The sequence below is a fragment of the Caballeronia fortuita genome (assembly GCF_001544835.2).
GTDB classification, from domain to species: Bacteria; Pseudomonadota; Gammaproteobacteria; order Burkholderiales; family Burkholderiaceae; genus Caballeronia; species Caballeronia fortuita.
Map to the genome: position 1 here is coordinate 281,886 of NZ_FCNX02000009.1, position 19,635 is coordinate 301,520.

Sequence of the window (19,635 nt, forward strand, 5' to 3'; positions counted from 1 at the left end):
GCTATCTCCGCCGTCGATGCGTGGCGGACTCTTTGCTGTCCCCGACAGCGCGCCCCTGTCGATTCCGCTAGTGCTGGAAATGCTGTGAACTCATGCGGCTACACCACAGCGGCAATGAAGTATTAACCGAACATTAAATATTGAGAACCGGAGTAGGATGGATGTGCCGAAATACTACGAAGCATGTTGACCTGTTCGCCTCTTTGAGACAATAAGGATTTACCTTCCTATCGAGAGACCTTTATAGACACCATCAATGCCTGAATATGCAGTCGCTCAATGATGCACTCGCCTGGATGCGTCGGTGATCGCATTGCTCGCGCGAGTATCGGGAGATGTTGGCGTTGGACGAATCGGAAGGGGTACCGGGAGGGTAGCCGCGAACATCCGGCGCCGGTAGCGCAATAGCATCCTACTGTCGAATCGAGCGATGCGCCTTGCCTATCGACCGTCTTGGCATGCCACGGCCCTCATGACTCAAAATACTCGAACCGCCCGCACGAACCCGCATACCGGTTGTTGTCTGAAATCGGACCGGTTTTATCACGGTTCTGGGCAGGACGAACTCGGAATCGGATTGGGAATGACGATCGTCAAGCGTATTGCAGATTAACCGTGCTGCCGGAGTTTCATTGGCCGGAGGCCTCGACGGGTGACGGTTAACGTGAGATCGCTCTTAATTTTTAGAATGAACTATGGCTAACACGTCTCACCGGCGGTGTTATTGCCGTGCATGAGCGTGCATCTAGCACGAGACCATGCCGATTTTCGACGTCGCGCAGGTTCCGCGTAATGTGCGCTGATTCGATCGCAAAGATGAGCGCTTTCCGTCAACCGCTCCTTGATGATGACGCTGTTGTCGCTAAGCGCTGGCTAAGCCGTCGGCTCAGCCGGTGGTGGCGGCGTCGAAAAAGGAACTGGCCGTCTGTCAGACCGACAGCGGCCAGTTCTTTTAAACGGTCAAAGAAGCCGTCGGTTCTCGACGCGGATCAATGATCGAGGTGACCGGTGTGACGCTGTTGCCCGTGTGTGCCAGGCCAATAGAAGCCGACGACGTCTCGGCGTCGCCACCGTAGCCAGTCTGGCCGTTCCCTGAAGAGACCTTGGCTTCTGCGGCTTCGATCGCTGCGGTATAAGTCGCGCGATCAATGCTCGGGTTGTAGCCGGCCCGTTCGACTTGAACCGGATCTGCCGTGACCTCGGCGCGCGTCAGCGGCTGGCCTTGGGCAAACGACGAGACCGCCGGGACCGCCAATGCGGCGGCGAATCGTTAAGAGATCTCTTACTTATTACTTCAGCCTGCGCAATGCAACATTAAACCTTTGCGCGATCCGAATAACCCGTATGCATACTTCTTCGGCGACCGCTCCGCGTCCACAGAGTAGGCGTCGCTGAAAGCCGGAGCGGCTAGGCGTCCAACGGGCTTGAATCAGCCACGCCACCGGCTGCACCTTGTCGGGCTCTTTTGATGGCGGTGTTCATAGCGATGGCGATTGTGGATGCCAAACCCGCCCAGCCAAATAGCGGTCGCCGCCTTCGCTTCGCATGCATATCACTCCTTCCTCGGTGAATACCCTGATATAGACCGTATCTATTTTTTGAGCAAAAAAAGAATGATTGGCTTCGGTGGGCGCGCGCTTTTACTATCTGGCTAGTTGATAAGGAAAAGCTATGACAACCGTTCACCAAGCCTGCTACCAGATCCTGCGCGAGCAAGGTCTGACAACTTTTTTCGGCAACCCGGGTTCGAACGAACTGCCGTTTCTCAAGAACTTCCCGAAAGACTTCCGCTACATACTTGGCCTTCAGGAAGCTGTGGTGGTAGGGATGGCAGACGGTTATGCACAAGCCACGGGCCGCCCTGGCTTCGTAAACCTTCATTCCGCGGCGGGTACGGGTAACGCAATGGGCGCCTTAACAAACGCATGGAACTCCCATACGCCGCTGGTCGTGACCGCTGGTCAGCAGGTCCGCGCCATGATTGGGGTCGAGGCTTTGCTCGCCAACGTGGATTCCGCCTCGCTGCCGCGTCCCCTCGTGAAGTGGAGCTGCGAGCCCGCCTGCGCGCAAGACGTGCCTCTCGCATTGAGCCGCGCGATTCACACGGCGGCAGCTCCTGCTCCCGGCCCGGTCTATGTTTCCGTGCCTTATGACGATTGGAGTAAGGAAGCCGGCCCTGGCTTTGAGCACCTTGCGGAGCGCACGGTGCAGTCGGCCGGGGCGCTATCGTCCAACGCGCTGACGATGCTGGTTTCGGTTCTTGACGGCGCGCGCAATCCCGTCATGGTCGTTGGTCCCGACGTGGATGCGAACCTTGCCAATGGCGACGCCGTAACACTGGCCGAGAAACTTGCGATGCCTGTTTGGATGGCGCCGTCGGCGCCCCGATGCTCGTTCCCGACGACACATGCATCGTTCCAAGGTCTGCTTCCCGCGAGCATTAGCGGCATCAGCCGTCTCCTCGAAGGGCACGACCTTATTCTGGTTGTCGGCGCACCAGTCTTCCGCTATCACCAGTATGAGCCAGGCGACTACCTCCCCGCCGGCGCTCGACTCATTTCGATTACCTGTGATATCAACGAAGCGGCACGCGCGCCTATGGGCGATGCAATCGTTGCCGACGTCGGCCTTGCATTGGCCGCTTTGAGCAAGAATGTGCATAGCACGAGGCGTCCGCCGCCGGCTCCGCGGGCCACACCGGCGCCGACCGAAGTATCAGGCGCCCTCACCACGGAACGGGTATTCGACATCCTCAACGACATCGCGCCGCACGACGCCATTTACGTGAACGAGGCGACGTCGACAATCAACGCGTTGTGGCAGCGGCTACGCATGACGGAGCAAGGCAGTTACTACTTCGCCGCGGCTGGCGGGTTGGGGTTCGGGCTTCCCGCTGCTGTCGGTGTTCAACTGGCCAAACCCGAGCGCCGCGTCATTGGCGTAATCGGCGATGGTTCTGCCAACTACGGTATTCAAGCCCTGTGGACGGCCGCACAATACGACATCCCTGCGATCTTCATCATCATGAAGAACGGCACTTACGGCGCTCTTCGTTGGTTTGCCGGCGTACTTGAGGCAGAAAACGTCCCGGGTCTTGATGTTCCGGGCCTTGACTTCTGCGCACTGGCTGAAGGTTACGGCGTGGATGCTGTCAACGCGAGGTCTAGCGAAGAATTGGCATCTGCGCTGCGCAAGGCGCTTGGGAGCAAAAAGCCAATGCTGATCGAAGTTGACCTGCAGTCAGCGTGAGTGGCAGAGGGAAAGTGCAATGAACAAGCCGATAAACGTGGCGGATTATCGAGCCTTGGCGCGTAAGCGGCTACCCAAGATGGTCTTCGACTATCTGGAAGGCGGCGCAGAGGACGAGCTCGGTATGCAACACAACCGCAAAGTCTTCGAAGATATTCGTTTCCGTCCGCATCGCCTGACTGATGTGAGCAAGCGGGACATCAGCACGAAAATTTTTGACAAGGACCTGAAAGCCCCGGTGGTCATTGCTCCAACCGGTCTAAATGGCGTTCTTTGGCCGGATGGAGATCTGGTGCTGGCTCGTGCAGCGGCCAAGTTTGGCATTCCCTTCGCCTTGTCGACGGCATCAACCGCGTCGATCGAGGCGGTCGCTCGAGGCGCGGATGGTGAACGTTGGTTCCAGCTCTACGTTGTGCATCGAAAGCTCGCCGAGCTCCTTGTCAAACGAGCATTGGACTGCGGCTACACGACACTGATTCTCACCACCGACGTCGGCGTCAACGGCAAGCGCGAACGTGATATGCGCAACGGTTTCGGCATGCCGGTTAAATATAGTTTGAGCACGCTCATCGATGGTGCATTGCACCCGCGCTGGTCACTCGACCTGCTGCGCAATGGGATGCCTCAACTGGCAAATTTTGCGAGTGACCAGGTTCAAGACACAGAGCTGCAGGCTGCTCTGATGAGCCGACAGATGGACGCAAGCTTCTCATTCGACGACCTTCAATGGTTGCGGGACCAGTGGCCGCACAAGCTTCTTATCAAGGGCTTGGCACGCCCGGAAGACGCAGAGCGATGCATACAGCTTGGTGCAGACGGCGTCATCCTCTCGAATCACGGCGGCCGCCAGCTCGATAGCGCGATCTCTCCCATGGAGACCGTCGCTGCGACAGCCGCGCGCATCAATGGTCCGGTTTTTGTAGACAGCGGTGTTAGGCGTGGGTCAGACGTAGTAAAGGCTGTCGCACTTGGCGCCAAAGCAGTGCTCTTGGGTCGCGCAACGCTGTATGGACTTGCCGCACAAGGGCCCAAAGGCGTCGAGGCAGTTTTGAGCATTTTCATGGACGAGATTGACCGGACGCTTGCGCAAATTGGTTGTCCGTCTGTGTCGAAGCTGGGCAGCGACTTCATATGGGACGCCAGCGAGTGCCACGCCGACATTGCTGCCCCTTTTCATCTCTAAGCCTGACTTAGATAAAAGCCAATGAACGACATCCTCATCACCGGACTCCGAGCACGCGCGGTCAATGTACCTCTCGAATACCCCGTCAAGACAGCGGTGGGCGTTGTCGCGACGTCGCCCCTTGTCCTTATCGATATCGAGACGAACAGCGACGTGGTTGGTCGCGCATACGTATTTACTTACACCCCGCTGGCGCTCAAGCCTACGCAGCTGATGCTCGAAGAGTTGGCGACAATCATTAAGGGCGAGGCTCTCGCTCCGTACAAGATTGACCAGCTTTTTCAATCGAAATTTCGCCTCATCGGCAATACCGGATTGGTCAAAATTGCAGCAGCTGGCATCGACATGGCGTTGTGGGACGCGAAGGCCAAAGCAGCCAACGTCCCGCTCGTCGAGCTGCTCGGAGGTGTTGCGAAGCCCCTTCCTGCCTACGACAGCCACAGTATGGACGGCGTCGTGCTTGCGACGCAGCGAGCGAAGCGCGCCGCTGCAGAGGGGTACGCTGCCATCAAGACCAAAATCGGCTACCAAACCGTCGAAGAAGATGTGAAGGTCATCCGAAGCATCCGTAACGCAGTTGGCGATGACATCCAGATCATGGTCGACTACAACCAGAGCCAGACCGTTCCCGAGGCTATCCGGCGTGGGCGCATTTTGGAGCCGGAAGGGGTCGCCTGGATTGAAGAGCCCACCGTGCAGTATGACTACAAGGGGCACGCCCGTATCCGCGACGAATTGAACACGCCCATCCAGATGGGCGAGAACTGGTTCGGTCCGGAAGAAATGTCTTTGGCATTGTCTGTCGGCGCCTGCGACCTTGCGATGGTTGACCTCATGAAAATTGGCGGTGTGACCGGTTGGCTTCGCGCCTCGGCGTTGGCCGACCAAGCTCGCCTGCCGTTGTCAAGCCACATCTTCCAGGAATTCAGTGCTCATGTGCTGGCGGTCACCCCCACCTGTCACTGGTTGGAGCGCATGGACATGGCAGGCCCTGTTCTCGAGCCAACGCTCAAATTCAAGGATGGCAAGGTCCACTTCGGCGATGTCGCCGGCGCAGGCATTATCTGGCGCGAGGAAGCGGTAGAGCGCTTTAGGGTTTAGAGGCGGCACATAGGACCGATCCTAACGGACACTCGCTCTTAACCGACGATAAGGTAACCTAACTATACTGCTCTGCTCAAAGCTTAGCAGAATTCAATTGGAGACGCCCATGAGCATGGGAACCACCGACTACGTAGTCGAAGAAGCGCGACTGAACAGATTCCATCTCCTCATCCTGTTTTGGTGCTCGATGCTCATGACCTTCGATGGTTATGACCTCGTCATCTACGGGTCTGTCCTTCCGTATTTGATGTCGGACTGGAAAATTTCACCCGTGCTCGCCGGCATTATCGGCAGCAGTGCGCTCTTTGGAATGATGATAGGGGCTCTAACCCTCGGAATCTCGTCCGACCGGTTTGGTCGGCGCCGCGTCATCCTAATCTGTCTTTGCGTGTTCGGCGCGGCGGCTTTGACCAATGGATTTGTGACAAACCCCACGGAGTTCATTATCTGTCGAGTGCTAACGGGTGTCGGTCTTGGCGGCATGGTTCCGAATATTGTCGCGCTCATGGCCGAAAATTCGTCGAAGTCTAAGCGGAACATCATGATTACTACGATGCTCTGCTTCTTTCCCGTCGGCGGCGTCATTGCTGCCTTTTCAGGCAAAGTTGTTACGCCTGAGTTTGGCTGGCGTGCAAACTTCTTTCTCGCCGGCGTGCCGCTGGTGACGCTTCCCATTCTTCTCCGCTATTTGCCGGAATCTATCTCGTTTTTGCTTGCGAACAAGAGGTATGACGACGCCGATAAGATCTTGTGCAAGATTGCGCCGAGCTTCAAGGGTACGGCACGGCAGTTGGTGACGTCCCATATGGATATGCATGAGCACGGCGTCAGGCAGCTTCGGACCGTCCAGCTTTTCACGGAAGGCCGGGCGTTGAACACGCTTCTCATCTGGGTTGGCTTTGGACTGTGCATGCTGATGATGTACGGCTTGACGACCTGGCTTCCCAAGCTGATGGTCGCAAATGGATATTCGCTTGGCTCGAGCCTGACGTTCCTCCTGACCCTAAACATCGGCGCGATTCTCGGTGGTCTTCTGAGCGGCTGGCTTGCGGACAAGATCGGCGGCAAGTACTCACTCATTCTGTTCTTTTTGGTTGCGGCAGTCTCCATCGCGGGTCTTGGCTACAAGCAGAATCAAATTGTACTGACTATCTTGCTGATGCTGGCCGGCGCGACAACCATTGGTACGCTCGGCCTTGTCCATGCTTTTGCAGCATTGTTTTACCCGGCGAACGTGCGCTCGACCGGTGTAGGTTGGGCCGCTGCTGTTGGACGTTTCGGCGCGGTGGCTGGTCCTGCCGTTGGTGGCTACCTGTTTGCGCAGGACCTTCCAGTCAATCTGAACTTCCTGTTTTTTGCTGTGCCGGGGGTTATTGCAGCTATCGCGATCGCGCTCACGTCCAACAAACGAGGTACCGAGAGCAACACAGACGTCGCGGTCGCTTCTGTAAAGTAATTAGACCGTTTATCCGATTCAACGAACCAGAGTAGCGAGGAAACCATGAACAGTGGCGCAGAAACGAAAGAATGGAGCGGTCGCCTTTACTCCGATGGGTGGGTGAGCGCACTCGGCGGCGTGTCGAATGTCGTTGAGCCTTCTACAAGCGAGATTCTAGGCAATGTTGGCAATGGAAATCGCGACGACATTGCACGCGCGGTCCAGTCTGCGGCAAAGGCCCAGCTTGCGTGGGCGGCGACGCCCTTCGACCAGCGCGCGGCTGTTCTGCGCGAAGCGGCTCGCCTGTTGAAACAGAATGAAGGCGAAATCAACGAGTGGAACGTGCGCGAGTGCGGCTCCACTCCGGCCAAAGCGCAGTGGGAGTTGCACGCAACGTATGAGCAACTCATTGCTGCGGCCGCACTGACGATGCAGCCGGATGGCGAACTGTACCCGTCCACCATGCCGGGTCGCATGAACATCTGTCGTCATGTTCCCATCGGTGTGGTCGGCGTCATCGCGCCGTGGAACTTCCCCGTGCTGCTGGCGACTCGTTCTGTTGCTCCCGCGCTCGCGGTCGGTAACGCGGTCATCCTAAAGCCGGACGTGCAGAGCGCGGTATGCGGAGGCCTGCTCCTCGCGAAGGTATTTGAGGAGGCTGGATTGCCGTCTGGAGTGTTGCATGTCATTCCGGGCGGCCCGGAGGCGGGTGACGCATTGGTTCGCCATCCGCAAGTCGGCATGATTTCGTTCACCGGCTCGACTGCAGTCGGCCGCTCCATTGGCGCGACCTGCGGTCAGATGCTCAAAAAGGTTGCCCTGGAACTCGGCGGCAACAATGCGCTCATTGTGCTGGACGACGCCGATCTCGATGCGGCCAGTTCAAACGGAGCATGGGGTGCCTTTCTCCATCAAGGGCAGATCTGCATGCAGACAGGCCGTCATCTCGTGCATCGCTCGGTGGCTGAGGACTATGCGAACAAGCTCGTGGAACGAGCCAAGGCGCTGAGGGTCGGCAATCCGTTCAAGGATCAAGTGCACCTCGGGCCGTTGATTAATCAGAAGCAGCGCGACCGGGTCGACGACATTGTCCGCAAGACCGTTGAGGCTGGCGCTAAGGTGCGCACTGGCGGCGAGTACAGCGACCTTTTCTACCAGCCGACGGTGCTCACAGATGTCACGCCCGATATGCCGGCATTCAACGAGGAAATCTTCGGACCAGTGGCACCTATCACGGTGTTCGATACAGAGGAGGAGGCAGTCGAACTGCTGAACTCTTCACCGTATGGGCTTGCTGCTGCAGTTCACACCCGATCGCTGTCGCGTGGCTGGGCGCTTGCCTCACGAATCAGGTCCGGCATGGTCCATGTTAATGACCAGACGGTGAACAACGAGTTTCACGTGCCTTTCGGCGGCATGGGCGCATCAGGAAACGGCGGTCGCTTTGGCGGTGCGGCAAACATTCACGAGTTCACCCAGACGCAGTGGGTGAGCGCGATGGACGCGCCTATCAAGTACCCGTTCTAAGTAGCAAAGGGAAGTCCCTCGACATTCCCGGAATAAGATCTTCTTCCGGGAATGTCGAGGCGTTCGCGGCGTAACCTGCTTTGCCCGCGGTTGCCTAGTCCTTCATGCCAGTGTTGCTCGACAAAGCGTCAGCATCCTCTGCGACGGGAGCTTTCGCGGCCTCGCGCAAGGGCTCGCTACCGAAGTCGGCAACGAGGGTCGCAGGTTTATTGTTAAACAGAAGGCGGAAAACATCGGGCCGTGAGTAGTGGCCAACGGGATCAAACGCTGCTTTAGCCACGCCAATCTGTCCCAAATCCACATCTGCATAGAGCAGACCCTCTGCTTTCTCGTCAAGAGGTGCACAGAGCGGTGCGCCGTCGGGACCGTAAATCATTGCGAAGCCACCGCCCTCCAGGAGCAAGGAGCTTTTGCTGTCAGAGTCGATCAACATGTCCAGCATCGCCTTCGAGACAGTCGCGCATGGCGCCAGCACGTAGCACTGGCCTTCCAGTGCATAAACCTGACTCACGGCATTGTTCGCTTGGGCACTGAGTTGAAAGGCAGCTCCGCGGTAGATGGAAAAACTTGGCCATGCAGCGATGTGTATCTGCTCATGCTGGGAGAACATCGCGAATTTGGTAAGCGGTTGTGCGTGTTCGGCGCAGGAGAGCGCACCCATCCGGCCGAGCGAAGTGTCGTGGACGGCGAGATGACTTCCATCGCCTTCACCGTAGACGGTACGTTCAGCGTGCGTGGGTTTAAGCTTGCGACGCGTTGCAATTAAGTGCCCTTGGTCGTCAATGATTGCCTGCGCGATGTAGAGGGAGCCACCTGCACGCTCGCAGAAACCCAGTACGACAAAAATTTTGTTGGCGGCAGCAGCAGCCTTGATTTTCTCGAACTGCTCGCTTCTAACTTCGAGGGAATTTTCGAAATGGCGTTGTACGAACTTCATGCCCCAAGCCGGGGAGTCGAGCCAAATCCACCATGGGTAGCCAGGCAACCAGACCTCTGGAAACGCGATCAGGGACGCGCCGGCGGCCGAGGCTTCCTCAATCAGCCGTATCGCTTTAGCGATACCTGCATCCAGGTCGAGGAACTCGGGAGCCGCCTGCACTGCTGCCACTTTGAACTTCTGATTGATGATGCTCTGCACTTCGTCCTCCATTAATGAGCATAAACGTCGAGCGCGTTGGGTCGAGGCGCCCGTCGCAGCGCTACGAAACTAGACGGGTTGATGTTGCAGGGTAAGCAGGCAATAAAATGAACCGTTGACTACGTTTGTCAGAACACTTGGATAAAAATTCCAACGGAATTCTAGGTTGCTAGCCCACGATGTGGTCATGTGACCAATTTCAGAATTTTCATGGCGCCGTTACGCATGTCAGCCCAAGAGGGCGCCAATACGTGGGAGAAGGCCATGTACAACTACGCAGTGAGCCAAGATGTGCCTCGAGGGCAAAAAATTGACGCTTGGCTGCACCTGCTGCGGCAGATGTTTGTCAAGCTCGAGTACGAGCGCAGCGATGAGGCTTCCGACCGGGCGCTGCAAGCGTCGCTAAAGCACTGGACCCTATCTGAATTGGATTTGCGACTAGTTTCGTCGACGAAGCAAACGCTCAAACGAATGTCCCCGAAGGCGTCAGACCATGAAGGCGAGTTCTTTCTCGTCGTGATGCAGGTGTCAGGGACTAGCTCCGTCACGCAAGACGACCGTCGGACCGCGCTGGCACCAGGCGATTTCACAATGTATGACACCACCAGGCCCTATGCCCTGGATTTCACGGGGGATTTCGAGCAGTTTGTCGTGAGCGTTCCCAGAGGTGAGCTTCGATTACAAGTTCCTAACGCGGAAGCCCTGACTGCTCATTGCATAACGGGACAAGCCCCAGTGGGACGGCTTCTTGGCGGTTTGCTCCGAGGACTCCCGGAGACTATCGACGAGTCATCGCCAGATTCGCTTTTGTGTGTGTCTGACGCTGTTGTTGACCTCATTGCAGCCAACCTTCGCTCGCTACAGCCCGCGAACGGTGTTTCGCGCTCGAAATCCAGCCGCGCGCAGGAAGACCGTATCAAAGCCTTTATACGCGAGAACGCCACCGACTCGGATTTAAGTGTTCGTGGAGTTGCGCAGGCGCTGAATATGTCCGTGAGCGCGATGTACCGTGCGTTCGAGGGACAAGGCGTGTCAGTTGCGGAAATGATTTGGCAAGAACGGCTTGATATCGCGCGGGCGGCACTTCGCAGCAGACTGTTTGCCGCGAGGAGCATCAAGGAGGTCGCCTTCGAATCTGGGTTTTCTGACGCTGCTCACTTCAGTCGCGCCTTTCGCCATAGATTCGGCGTTAGCCCGCGCGAGTATCGTCTAGCGATAAATTGTGATGCGGCATTTGCTCCTCGCGTGCCATCCACCATCTCACCGCAATAGGTCCATGACGACGACTGGCCTGGCATTACTCGGCGAACGCCGGTTGTTCTCGAAATCACGCTGCACTGGCGGAATCGGAAACCGCCATCGACGATCCGGGCCGTTGTGCTTCCAGAGGTTACACGACTTATCCGCGTGGGCTTGGCCGCTTGGTAGCCACTCTTGTGGACGAAGTCATAGGCCGCCGCGAACTGAGCACACACGGGTCTCCAACGATTTTCCTGCGACGAGAGCGCATGCAGCACGAATCAACATATATTCGGTCGCGGAAGGCGCATTCGGAGACCTGCGGACGTCGCGGGCTCGGGGGCGCCCAGACTTCTAAGCTAGTACCTTGTGAATCGTCTACGTACCTCCTGCGACGGATAATGGCAAACACGGGCCAGAATCGAGCCCAGCTCGTTTTGGCACTCGGTTGAAATCGAGCGGATTGACTTGCGGCAATGTCGCTAGGGATTTTCCCTGACCAAGTCCGGCGCCGCAGCCTCTTCGGACTAGGGTCATACATTTTGATGATACGCGTCAAAAGAAGCCGTCCATACGCTGTGACTGTCACAGTCAAATGGAACACCGGCGATGCCCACATCTGTCGCTTTGTCGCTTACCGAAGTTCGAAACGCACTCCTGCGTCGCGAATTTTCCTGCGTTGAATACGCCCTCGGACTGATCGAACGTCAAGCGCGCTGGCGGTACTTGAACGGCTTCGCGTATTTCGACGAGAACCTGCTTCTCGCTCAGGCCGCTCGCTGCGACCGTGAACTCCGCTCCTCGGAAGCTCCGCGCTTGCTGCTCGGTATTCCTATCGCGGTGAAAGACAACATCGACACTGCTGCCATGCCCACCGGAAACGGCACTATGGCGTTGCGTTCTATGGTGCCTCCGCAAAATGCTCCGACGCTCGTGTCCCTTCTTAAACATGGGGCGATGGTCGCCGGTAAGGCGAACATGCACGAACTGGCATTCGGCGTCACCAACAACAACCGCGTTATGGGCGCGGTGCGCAATCCGTACGACTTCAGCCGCATCCCGGGTGGCAGCAGCGGTGGCTCGGGTGCCCTTGTGGGTGCTGGAGTAGTTCCGGCTGCGCTCGGGACCGATACCGGTGGGTCGGTTCGGATTCCCGCGGCGCTTTGTGGAGCAGTTGGCTTGCGTCCTACGTCCGGCCGTTATCCGAGCGGCGGCGTGGCGCCAATATCGCGCACCAGGGATACGGTCGGCCCCATCGCACGCACCGTGAGGGACATCGCATTTCTGGATGCGATTATCACCGGCGATGAAGAGCTGACTGTCGCTCGCAAATCGAAAGGCCGGATTCGACTCATTGTTCCTCGCACTACTTTCTGGAAAGGCTTGACCTCCGACGTAGAAGCAGTGGCGAATGCGGCCCTTTCAAAGCTTGAGCAAATCGGCGCCGAGCTGATTGAAGTCGACCTCCGCGAATACCCCGACTTCTTCGGTGATGCGGTTCCGACGATCGCGATGTATGAGTTCAAAACCAGCCTGCAAGGCTATCTGAACGCAAACGGCTATGACATGACCGTCGCCGATATCGTCGCACAAATAGGAAGTCCCGATGTCGCAGAAATTGCCCACAGCATTACCGGTCCGGGAGCGGTGAGCGAAGAGTCGTACCGGGCTGCGTTGGACGAACGTGCCAGGTTGAAAGCAGCGTACGAGAAGGTCGTCGCGGACCATCGCGCCGACGCGCTCGTGTTTCCCACAACCATAACGACGGCGTGCCCCATTTCGACCAGCGGCACCATGGTTCTGCACGGCGTTTCGGTTCCGATTTTTCCGACATTCACGCGGAACATGGAACCTGGAAGCAACGCTGGCGTGCCCGGAATTACCCTCCCCGCAGGATTGACAACGGAAGGTCTTCCGGTAGGCCTCTCGCTCGACGCTGCGCCGGGAACTGACCGCCAGCTCCTCGCCACCGCACTTGAGGTTGAGGCGGTGCTTGGTCCTCTCCCGCCACCTGAGCCTGAGTACGGGGCGGCAAGTAACAAGAATTGACAGACCAACCCTTCAAGAAAATCGGAGCAAATCGTGGATAGACGCAGTTTCATGAAGGCCGGCGCAGTTACGGCTGTTGGTTTCGCCGGTCCCTCGTTTTCGGTAGCGGCGCAGGCAGAGGGAAAGCCGTTGAAAGTAGCCTTGATGGCCAACATGAGCGGCCCGGCTGCATTTTTTGGTGAAGCGTGCAAGAACTGCGCGACCCTCGCAGTCTCAGATCTCAATGCGCGCGGTGGCATCCTCGGCCGTCCCCTCGAGCTTCTTGTGGGCGATTCGGGCACCGCTCCAGCGGAAGCATCGCAGACGGCTTTGCGCCTCTGGAGACGCGACGGGGCTGAAGTCTTCATTGGGTCACACGACAGCGCTGTTCGCACGGCGCTCGAGGGCGTCTTCCGTGGCAAAGTTCCGTACTTCTACACGCCGACGTACGAAGGTTCGGATTGCTCGCCGGGGACGTTTTTCCTTGGTGAGACGCCCAAGCAGCAGATCGCGCCGGTCATGCCATACCTCGCACAGCAGTTCAACATCAAGCGTTGGTACTTCGTCGGTAATGACTATATCTGGCCGCGGAAGTCCAACGACATTGCTAAGAAGTTGGCCCAGAGCACGGGCGGCTCAATCGTAGGCGAGGAATATGTTCCGTTCACGGTCGATAACTTCGACTCGACTCTCGTCAAGATTCGGGACAGCAAGGCGGACGCCGTCTTCATTACGCTTGTTGGCGGTTCTTCCGTCACGTTTAATCGGGCTTTCGCGAGCTTTGGCCTGAGCGATAAGGTACTTCGTTACGGCACGCTTCTCGAAGAGAACACTGTTGCCGGTATCGGGGCGCAAGCGACCGCAAATTTGTACGCTGCGTCGGGCTTTTTCTCGTCTGCCAAGACCCCGGCAATTCAAGCATTCATGAGTCGCTATCACAGCAAGTTTGGCAACACATCCGTATTGAGCACCGTCGGCGAATCAGTGTTCGAGGGTTTCATGATGCTCGACGCTGTGGCCGGAAAGGCTAGGGCCCTCGACGTTGCATCACTGACTGCGGCCTCGGAAGGCGCGACCTTCAATGGTCCACGGGGAAAAGTCACGATGAAGCGACGAAACGCCATTTCGGATATATACCTGGCAAAAGCGAACGGAACGTCATACGACATTGTCAAGACATTCCCGCAAGCCGACCCCGGCGAGGCATGCCCGATCGACCATGCTTGATGTGATATTCCCATGTTGATTTCCTACTCTCTGAATATCGGATATGCGTGCGCCGCGCTCATTATGACGACACTCGGGCTCGCCATCGTGTTTGGACTCCTCGGTGTGCTGAACATGGCGCACGGCGAGTTTCTCATGATAGGCGCGTACTCGGTGGCTGTGGTGCAGCATGCGCACCTTCCCATTGCGTTGGCGCTTCCTCTAGCTGCTGTGACATGTGCCGTTCTTGGGTGGCTTGTCGAACGGTTTCTCATCCGACCACTCTACCAACGCCCCTTCGACACACTGCTCGCGACTTGGGGACTGTCTGTTTTGCTCAGAGAGGCGGTCGCGGCAGTTTTCGGTCGGGGCTATCAAGACGTGGCGGGCGTGGACTCTTCGCCTATCCGCGTCTTTGGCACGGCTTATCCCCTTTACAGACTACTCATTATCATCGGCGTCGTTGTATTTATTGTGTGCCTGGCAATCTGGTATTCAAAGAGTCAGGCCGGAGCGCGCATTAAGGCGATGGCAAGCAATGCACCTCTTGCACGGGCGGCGGGGATCAACACGACGTTGCTCGCCAGCGGCACATTTATCACCGGCGTTGTCGTCACCGGGATTGCAGGTGTGCTGCTGGCCCCGATTGTCCGCGTCGAACCTTACATGGGGCTTGACTATCTTCTGACGTCTTTCTTTGTCTTGGTCGTGGGCGGCTTGGGAAGTCTGCTCGGATTAGTAACGGGAACCATTGCAATTGGCGGCACGCAGTCCGTCGTCTCCGGCGTGATGGACCAAACGGCTGGATATACAGCCGTCCTCGTACTCTCAATCTATTTCTTGTGGAGCAAGCCAAATGGCCTCGTCGCGCGGTCTTGAGTGGTTGGCGCAAGCGGCCATAGCGTGTGTCTTGCTGTCTTTGCCGGCATGGGCAGGGGACTACAGCGCGACACAGGTTGGCTTGCTGTTGTTGTACGGAATGGGGGCGCAGAGCGTCGCTCTTTGTTGGGGGCGAGCAGGCTTCTTGCCGCTGGGCCAAGCCCTGTTCTTTGGTCTGGCGGCATATTTGAGTGCCTACGGGTTGAAATGGTTCGCCGACGCGTCAGCCGTGACGGCAATCATTTGCGTAGTTGTCGCAGCATTTTTAGCGGGATTGTTGGCTTACGTCATTGCCCTCATGGTGTTTGCGCGCCGAATCGACAGCGGCCCGTTTTTCTCGCTCATCACGCTCGCTCTGACCATGCTCGGTTTTCTGCTGGGCAACCAATGGAGCTCGGTCACTGGCGGCTTCAACGGTCTCACTGAGGTACCTGACCTTCCGTTCACGGACCGCTATGGCAATCTCTACTACGTCATCGCGGTCTGCGCAATTTTCATCACAGCTTTTCTGACCTGGATTGTTAAGCGGCCGATCGGCGTGCTTTGGAATGCGGTGGCGGAGAACGAGAACCGGCTCCAGTTCTTCGGATTTGCGACACATCGACTCAAGGCGGTGGCTTTCGGCATTGCTGCCGGTATTGCGGGATTGGGAGGTGCCCTTTACGCTCCCCATGAAGGCATCGTAACGCCGCAAGCGCTCGGCACTGAACTCTCGGCTCAGTTTGTGATTTGGGCCGCCGTCGGTGGCCGTCGCAGCCCGCTTGGTGCCCAGCTCGGAGCTTTGATTATCGGATTGCTCGCCGCGCAATGGCGTGACCAGTTCTCTTTCTGGCAAGTGCTGATCGCAGCGATATTCATCTTAGTTGTTCGCTTTTTCCCGGAGGGACTTGCCGGCGTCGGTCGCATCGGGTCCCGCCTGATCCTTGGCGCCAAGACAGCCAGCAAAGCCGCGAGCACGCCGATTGCCGCGCCGACGCTGAACCGTGACACACGCCCCCAGGCAGCGATGCCGCTTCTCGAGTTCCACAATGTTGAGGTATCGCAAAGTGGTGTTGGTATCCTCAATGGTCTGAGCCTCACGGTCCAGGGGAAAGGGATAAGTTGCGTAATCGGTCCCAACGGTGCCGGCAAGACCTCGTCCTTCAACGCGATGACTGGGCGTTTACCCGTCAAGACTGGCAAGGTGGTCGTTTACGGCCAGGACGTAGTCGGGCGACAAGCATGGCAAGTTTCGCGACTGGGGGTGGGTCGGAAGTTTCAAATACCATCTGTTTTCGATCGACTTTCAGTCGAGGACAACATGCGGATTGCAATTTGGGCGAACCGAATTCGGCCAATCGATTTGCTGAAATCCTCGCCCCTGCACTGGACGTCGCCGGCCAAAGCCCGCGTTCAGGGTCGATTTGCTTTTATCGAGGAAAGGCAAACGAGCGATGCTGGCTCGCTGTCGCAAGGCTTGCGTCAGATGCTTGAGTTCGCGATGGTTGCAACGATGGAACCAAAGCTTTATCTCCTCGACGAACCCTGTGCCGGACTCTCCGCACATGAAACTCACGAAATGATGACTGCCATCAAGTCGACTGTCGAAGAGAGTGAAGCGTCGGCGCTCGTAATTGAGCACGACATGAGTGCTTTGGAGCGCATTGCTGACAACGTTATTGTTCTGCACCAAGGTAAGAAGCTCGCGACGGGCTCTCTCGAAGACATCAGAGCATCGAGCGAAGTGAAAGCTGTCTATGCAGGAGGACGAAAATGAAGGACGTGTCTACTACGTCATACGCACTGGAGTTCCGCGGCGTCGTCGCCGGCTATGGTGACACGATGGTGCTTCGAGGCGTATCAGGGGAAGTCGGGCCGGGCCAGGTTATTGGGGTGCTGGGCCGCAATGGAGTCGGGAAGACAACGCTCATGCGCGCACTGACGGGAACCATTCCGCTTTCGAGTGGCGATGTGATTTGGAATGGTGAGAGTATCGCGGGTGTTGCCGCACACGCAAGGCGAAAGTTAGGCATTAGCTACGCTCCGCAGGAGCGCATGGTATTCGATGACCTATCCGTGGCTGACAATTTGACCATTGGTTTCCCCGACCGCGGCTTCGCGCGCTTCGAGAGCGCACTGAAAATGTTTCCGCGGATAAAGGAGCGACTTGCACAGCAAGCTGGGAAATTGAGCGGGGGCGAGAAGAAATTGTTGTCCGTCTGTCGAGTTTTCAGTGAGCGCTCGGCGTTGACCCTCATCGATGAACCATCAGAGGGCGTAGCGCAGGAGAATCTCGAGCGAATGGCCGAACTTGTCCGCCAGCGCACCGCAGAAGGCGCCTCCTTCGTCATCGTGGAGCAGAACATTAGCTTCCTCTCGTCGCTTGCAGACCACTTCATCGCGCTGGACCATGGAGAGACTGTGCTGCGCGCGGCAGCATCTGACGTCTCGAAGGAAAGCCTGGAAGCCGTTCTTACTGTTTAAACGCCTAAGACATTGTCGGATAGGGTGACGCCACGAGCTCTCCGCAGCATGTAAAGGACTCCTTAGTGCTGGCTCGATGACCTCTATCTAAACAACAGCCAACGCGCCAAGCGCTTGGGTACTCTCCGGGCGATGCCATGCTGCTGCAAATCCGTCCCGAAAACGACTAAGTCGGAGGGTCGCTGATCAGCGTTGTTGCGTCCGCCGTAAATGGTATCGATTCCATGCGTTACCTCATCAATTTTGATGATGCTGGCTAAAAAAAACGTTCATTAAAGTCGGCTTGACTGGGAACTCTCGGTGGGCGGTAGAAGTGCAGAGTTGCTTGAGCGAGAACGAGCGTCTGATCAAACAGATGTCGTTCCTATCTATTCATTGTTAAGTAATCCAATCATTTAACTAGACAGAAGAAGGTACGGAAGATGAAACGGAAAACGCTTGCTGCGGCAGCAGCAATGGCGACATGTGCATACGCCCACGCTCAGTCCTCTGTGACGCTGTACGGCGTGCTCGATGCCGGTATCACGTACACAAGCAATATCTCGAACGCAAATGGGCACGGAAAAGCAGTCCAGTTTCAGGACGGGGTGATTCAGCCGACGCAATGGGGCATGACTGGATCTGAGGACCTCGGCGGCGGCGTGCGCGCAATCTTCACCTTGGAGAACGGCTTCAGCCTGTCGAACGGGCAATTGATTCAAAGCGGATCTATGTTCAATCGGAAGGCATACGTCGGTTTGATTGGACCATGGGGGCGATTGACCCTTGGTCGTGACTTCGACTTTATCGGGGAAACCTTTCCGCGATACTCGAACGGTGTGTTGACACCAGCGGGTCTCCTCGGATGGGGTCTTTCGTCTTACGCATCCGGTGGCTACATTCTCGACAATCGCGTGTGGGGCGACCAAGTTAGCAACGCTGTCAAGTATGTTTCTCCGACGTTCGCTGGCTTGAACGCCGGCGCTATGTACGCATTCGGTAACACACCCGGCTCAATGGGAACCAATCAATTGATGAACTTCATCGTCAATTATTCCCAAGGCAACTTCGCGGGCTCCGTCTCATACTTCAACCAACATAACGCGGCGAACGGCTCGGCAAACGAAACGGTATGGGCGGCGGGCGCGGCTTACACGCTCGGATCATTCCAACTAGCAGCAAATATTGCATCGGCGGAGCTGTCTTCGACAAATAAGCCACGTGCGACGACGCTCGAAACGACCGTGCAGTACTCGTTGAGGCCCGACATTGTGCTGTCGGGCGGCTACACGCAGCAATGGCGGAACAACAACTTGGGAAGCGCAAACACATTCATCCTTGGCGCTGACTACCTGCTGTCCAAGCGAACGGACGCGTATGTCGTGGGCGTTCTCGGTCATGACCACGCCTATCCGGCACAGATTGAGGCCGCACTCGGCGCTCCCTCGAGCAGCAACACACAGAGCGGGGTTCGCGTCGGCTTGCGGCACCGTTTTTGAAGAGGCAAACGCGAAGCACCGCCGCTCTACAAGCATGCTAGCTCGGCGAGGACCGGCGACACGGGCCTTTTCAAGACGTATCACCGCGCATGGACGTACGTGTCCATTTATCACTTAAACTTTAAGAGGCATTATGAGCCGCGTCATCCAGTTGATTTTCGCTTTTTCTTTATCGTTTATCGTCTGCTTCAGTGCGCAAGCTCAAGACGCTACCGCGGTGCCTGCAGCTAGTTCGGCCGCACCGACCAGCAACCCCATCAGCAAAGCCGCAGACAAAGCAGAGCGCAAGCGCCAGCGTAAGGAAGCGCGCGCGAGGAAAAACGCAGAACTCAAGAAGCTCGAAAGCTCTGGCTATCGCCCGACACAGAACGACCCGAGCTACCCGCACAACCTCCAGGACGCGCAAAAAAAGGCTGGGACAGGGACCGGGCCGACGAACTGACGCACACTGACTTTTGCTCATGACGAAGAAGGGACAAGACCCCCGAACTTGTTCCTTCTTTGCATGCGCGGGAGATAGTGATGCGCGTGCGGTACGTTCTATAGGATACGCTGCCACAGCCACAGTCGAATGCGGTACGGACTGTCGGCCGAGCCGCGTGTTTGGCCTTATCAAAGACGCCTGTTTTGCATTGCGCGAAATTGAAGCTTACGCATTTCCGACAAAGACGTGGATAACCGGTCGGGATTCCCGCGACTCGGA

15 protein-coding genes are annotated in these 19,635 nt (G+C 57.2%); 13 read left to right on the top strand and 2 right to left on the bottom strand.

Annotation, left to right across the window (positions count from 1 at the left end):
* Positions 1-952 precede the first annotated feature (952 nt).
* Positions 953-1,255 carry a DUF4148 domain-containing protein gene (locus AWB77_RS19195; RefSeq protein WP_061136023.1) on the bottom strand — a complete coding sequence of 101 codons (303 nt, stop codon included), beginning with the start codon at positions 1,253-1,255 and terminating at the stop codon, positions 953-955.
* 416 nt (positions 1,256-1,671) lie between these two features.
* Between AWB77_RS19195 and mdlC the strand changes: the two genes are divergently transcribed.
* From mdlC to AWB77_RS19220, 5 genes are all read left to right on the top strand, one after another.
* Positions 1,672-3,249, top strand: a complete 1,578-nt coding sequence (gene mdlC / locus AWB77_RS19200) for a benzoylformate decarboxylase (RefSeq protein ID WP_061136024.1) — start codon at positions 1,672-1,674, stop codon at positions 3,247-3,249.
* A gap of 19 nt (positions 3,250-3,268) precedes the next feature.
* The gene (locus tag AWB77_RS19205) at positions 3,269-4,432 is read left to right on the top strand and encodes an alpha-hydroxy-acid oxidizing protein (RefSeq protein WP_061136083.1); all 1,164 of its coding nucleotides are present in this window, start codon (positions 3,269-3,271) and stop codon (positions 4,430-4,432) included.
* A 21-nt stretch (positions 4,433-4,453) separates the two neighbouring features.
* Positions 4,454-5,533: an enolase C-terminal domain-like protein gene (locus AWB77_RS19210; protein ID WP_061136025.1), complete on the top strand. Its 1,080-nt coding sequence runs from the start codon at positions 4,454-4,456 to the stop codon at positions 5,531-5,533.
* Between the two features lie 109 nt (positions 5,534-5,642).
* Positions 5,643-6,992, top strand: a complete 1,350-nt coding sequence (locus AWB77_RS19215) for an MFS transporter (RefSeq protein WP_061136026.1) — start codon at positions 5,643-5,645, stop codon at positions 6,990-6,992.
* 45 nt (positions 6,993-7,037) lie between these two features.
* Entirely contained in the window at positions 7,038-8,501 is a 1,464-nt protein-coding gene (locus AWB77_RS19220; protein WP_061136027.1) for a benzaldehyde dehydrogenase, read from the top strand.
* A 94-nt stretch (positions 8,502-8,595) separates the two neighbouring features.
* Here AWB77_RS19220 and AWB77_RS19225 read toward each other — a convergent pair whose 3' ends face one another.
* Positions 8,596-9,639: a carbon-nitrogen hydrolase family protein gene (locus AWB77_RS19225; RefSeq protein ID WP_244158579.1), complete on the bottom strand. Its 1,044-nt coding sequence runs from the start codon at positions 9,637-9,639 to the stop codon at positions 8,596-8,598.
* 264 nt (positions 9,640-9,903) lie between these two features.
* Here AWB77_RS19225 and AWB77_RS19230 point away from each other — a divergent pair, with 264 nt between their 5' ends.
* The 8 genes from AWB77_RS19230 to AWB77_RS19265 all read left to right on the top strand — a co-directional run bounded on the left by AWB77_RS19230 (position 9,904) and on the right by AWB77_RS19265 (position 19,374).
* Complete coding sequence (locus tag AWB77_RS19230) at positions 9,904-10,911, top strand: AraC-like ligand-binding domain-containing protein (protein ID WP_167354157.1); 1,008 nt, start codon at positions 9,904-9,906, stop codon at positions 10,909-10,911.
* 576 nt (positions 10,912-11,487) lie between these two features.
* On the top strand, positions 11,488-12,927 hold the full coding sequence (gene iaaH, locus AWB77_RS19235; protein ID WP_063936520.1) for an indoleacetamide hydrolase: 1,440 nt from the start codon (positions 11,488-11,490) through the stop codon (positions 12,925-12,927).
* Positions 12,928-12,960: 33 nt separating this feature from the next.
* Entirely contained in the window at positions 12,961-14,133 is a 1,173-nt protein-coding gene (locus tag AWB77_RS19240) for a substrate-binding domain-containing protein (RefSeq protein WP_061136031.1), read from the top strand.
* Between the two features lie 12 nt (positions 14,134-14,145).
* Entirely contained in the window at positions 14,146-14,991 is an 846-nt protein-coding gene (locus AWB77_RS19245; RefSeq protein WP_061136032.1) for a branched-chain amino acid ABC transporter permease, read from the top strand.
* A complete protein-coding gene (locus AWB77_RS19250; RefSeq protein WP_061136033.1) occupies positions 14,969-16,747 on the top strand; it encodes a branched-chain amino acid ABC transporter ATP-binding protein/permease in 1,779 nt (592 codons plus the stop codon). Before AWB77_RS19245 ends, AWB77_RS19250 begins: the two co-directional genes overlap by 23 nt.
* Positions 16,744-17,454: an ABC transporter ATP-binding protein gene (locus AWB77_RS19255; protein ID WP_061136034.1), complete on the top strand. Its 711-nt coding sequence runs from the start codon at positions 16,744-16,746 to the stop codon at positions 17,452-17,454. Before AWB77_RS19250 ends, AWB77_RS19255 begins: the two co-directional genes overlap by 4 nt.
* 422 nt (positions 17,455-17,876) lie before the next feature.
* Positions 17,877-18,932, top strand: a complete 1,056-nt coding sequence (locus AWB77_RS19260) for a porin (protein WP_063936521.1) — start codon at positions 17,877-17,879, stop codon at positions 18,930-18,932.
* 133 nt (positions 18,933-19,065) lie between these two features.
* Complete coding sequence (locus tag AWB77_RS19265) at positions 19,066-19,374, top strand: hypothetical protein (protein ID WP_061136035.1); 309 nt, start codon at positions 19,066-19,068, stop codon at positions 19,372-19,374.
* Positions 19,375-19,635 lie beyond the last annotated feature (261 nt).

What these genes read in the sequence shown, in the direction of transcription:
- AWB77_RS19245 (WP_061136032.1), top strand. Translation starts at nt 14,146, where the DNA reads ATGTTGATTTCCTACTCTCTGAATATCGGATATGCGTGCGCCGCGCTC.
- AWB77_RS19255 (WP_061136034.1), top strand. Translation starts at nt 16,744, where the DNA reads ATGAAGGACGTGTCTACTACGTCATACGCACTGGAGTTCCGCGGCGTC.
- AWB77_RS19250 (WP_061136033.1), top strand. Translation starts at nt 14,969, where the DNA reads ATGGCCTCGTCGCGCGGTCTTGAGTGGTTGGCGCAAGCGGCCATAGCG.
- AWB77_RS19230 (WP_167354157.1), top strand. Translation starts at nt 9,904, where the DNA reads ATGTACAACTACGCAGTGAGCCAAGATGTGCCTCGAGGGCAAAAAATT.
- AWB77_RS19260 (WP_063936521.1), top strand. Translation starts at nt 17,877, where the DNA reads ATGAAACGGAAAACGCTTGCTGCGGCAGCAGCAATGGCGACATGTGCA.
- mdlC (WP_061136024.1), top strand. Translation starts at nt 1,672, where the DNA reads ATGACAACCGTTCACCAAGCCTGCTACCAGATCCTGCGCGAGCAAGGT.
- AWB77_RS19205 (WP_061136083.1), top strand. Translation starts at nt 3,269, where the DNA reads ATGAACAAGCCGATAAACGTGGCGGATTATCGAGCCTTGGCGCGTAAG.
- iaaH (WP_063936520.1), top strand. Translation starts at nt 11,488, where the DNA reads ATGCCCACATCTGTCGCTTTGTCGCTTACCGAAGTTCGAAACGCACTC.
- AWB77_RS19220 (WP_061136027.1), top strand. Translation starts at nt 7,038, where the DNA reads ATGAACAGTGGCGCAGAAACGAAAGAATGGAGCGGTCGCCTTTACTCC.
- AWB77_RS19265 (WP_061136035.1), top strand. Translation starts at nt 19,066, where the DNA reads ATGAGCCGCGTCATCCAGTTGATTTTCGCTTTTTCTTTATCGTTTATC.
- AWB77_RS19215 (WP_061136026.1), top strand. Translation starts at nt 5,643, where the DNA reads ATGAGCATGGGAACCACCGACTACGTAGTCGAAGAAGCGCGACTGAAC.
- AWB77_RS19210 (WP_061136025.1), top strand. Translation starts at nt 4,454, where the DNA reads ATGAACGACATCCTCATCACCGGACTCCGAGCACGCGCGGTCAATGTA.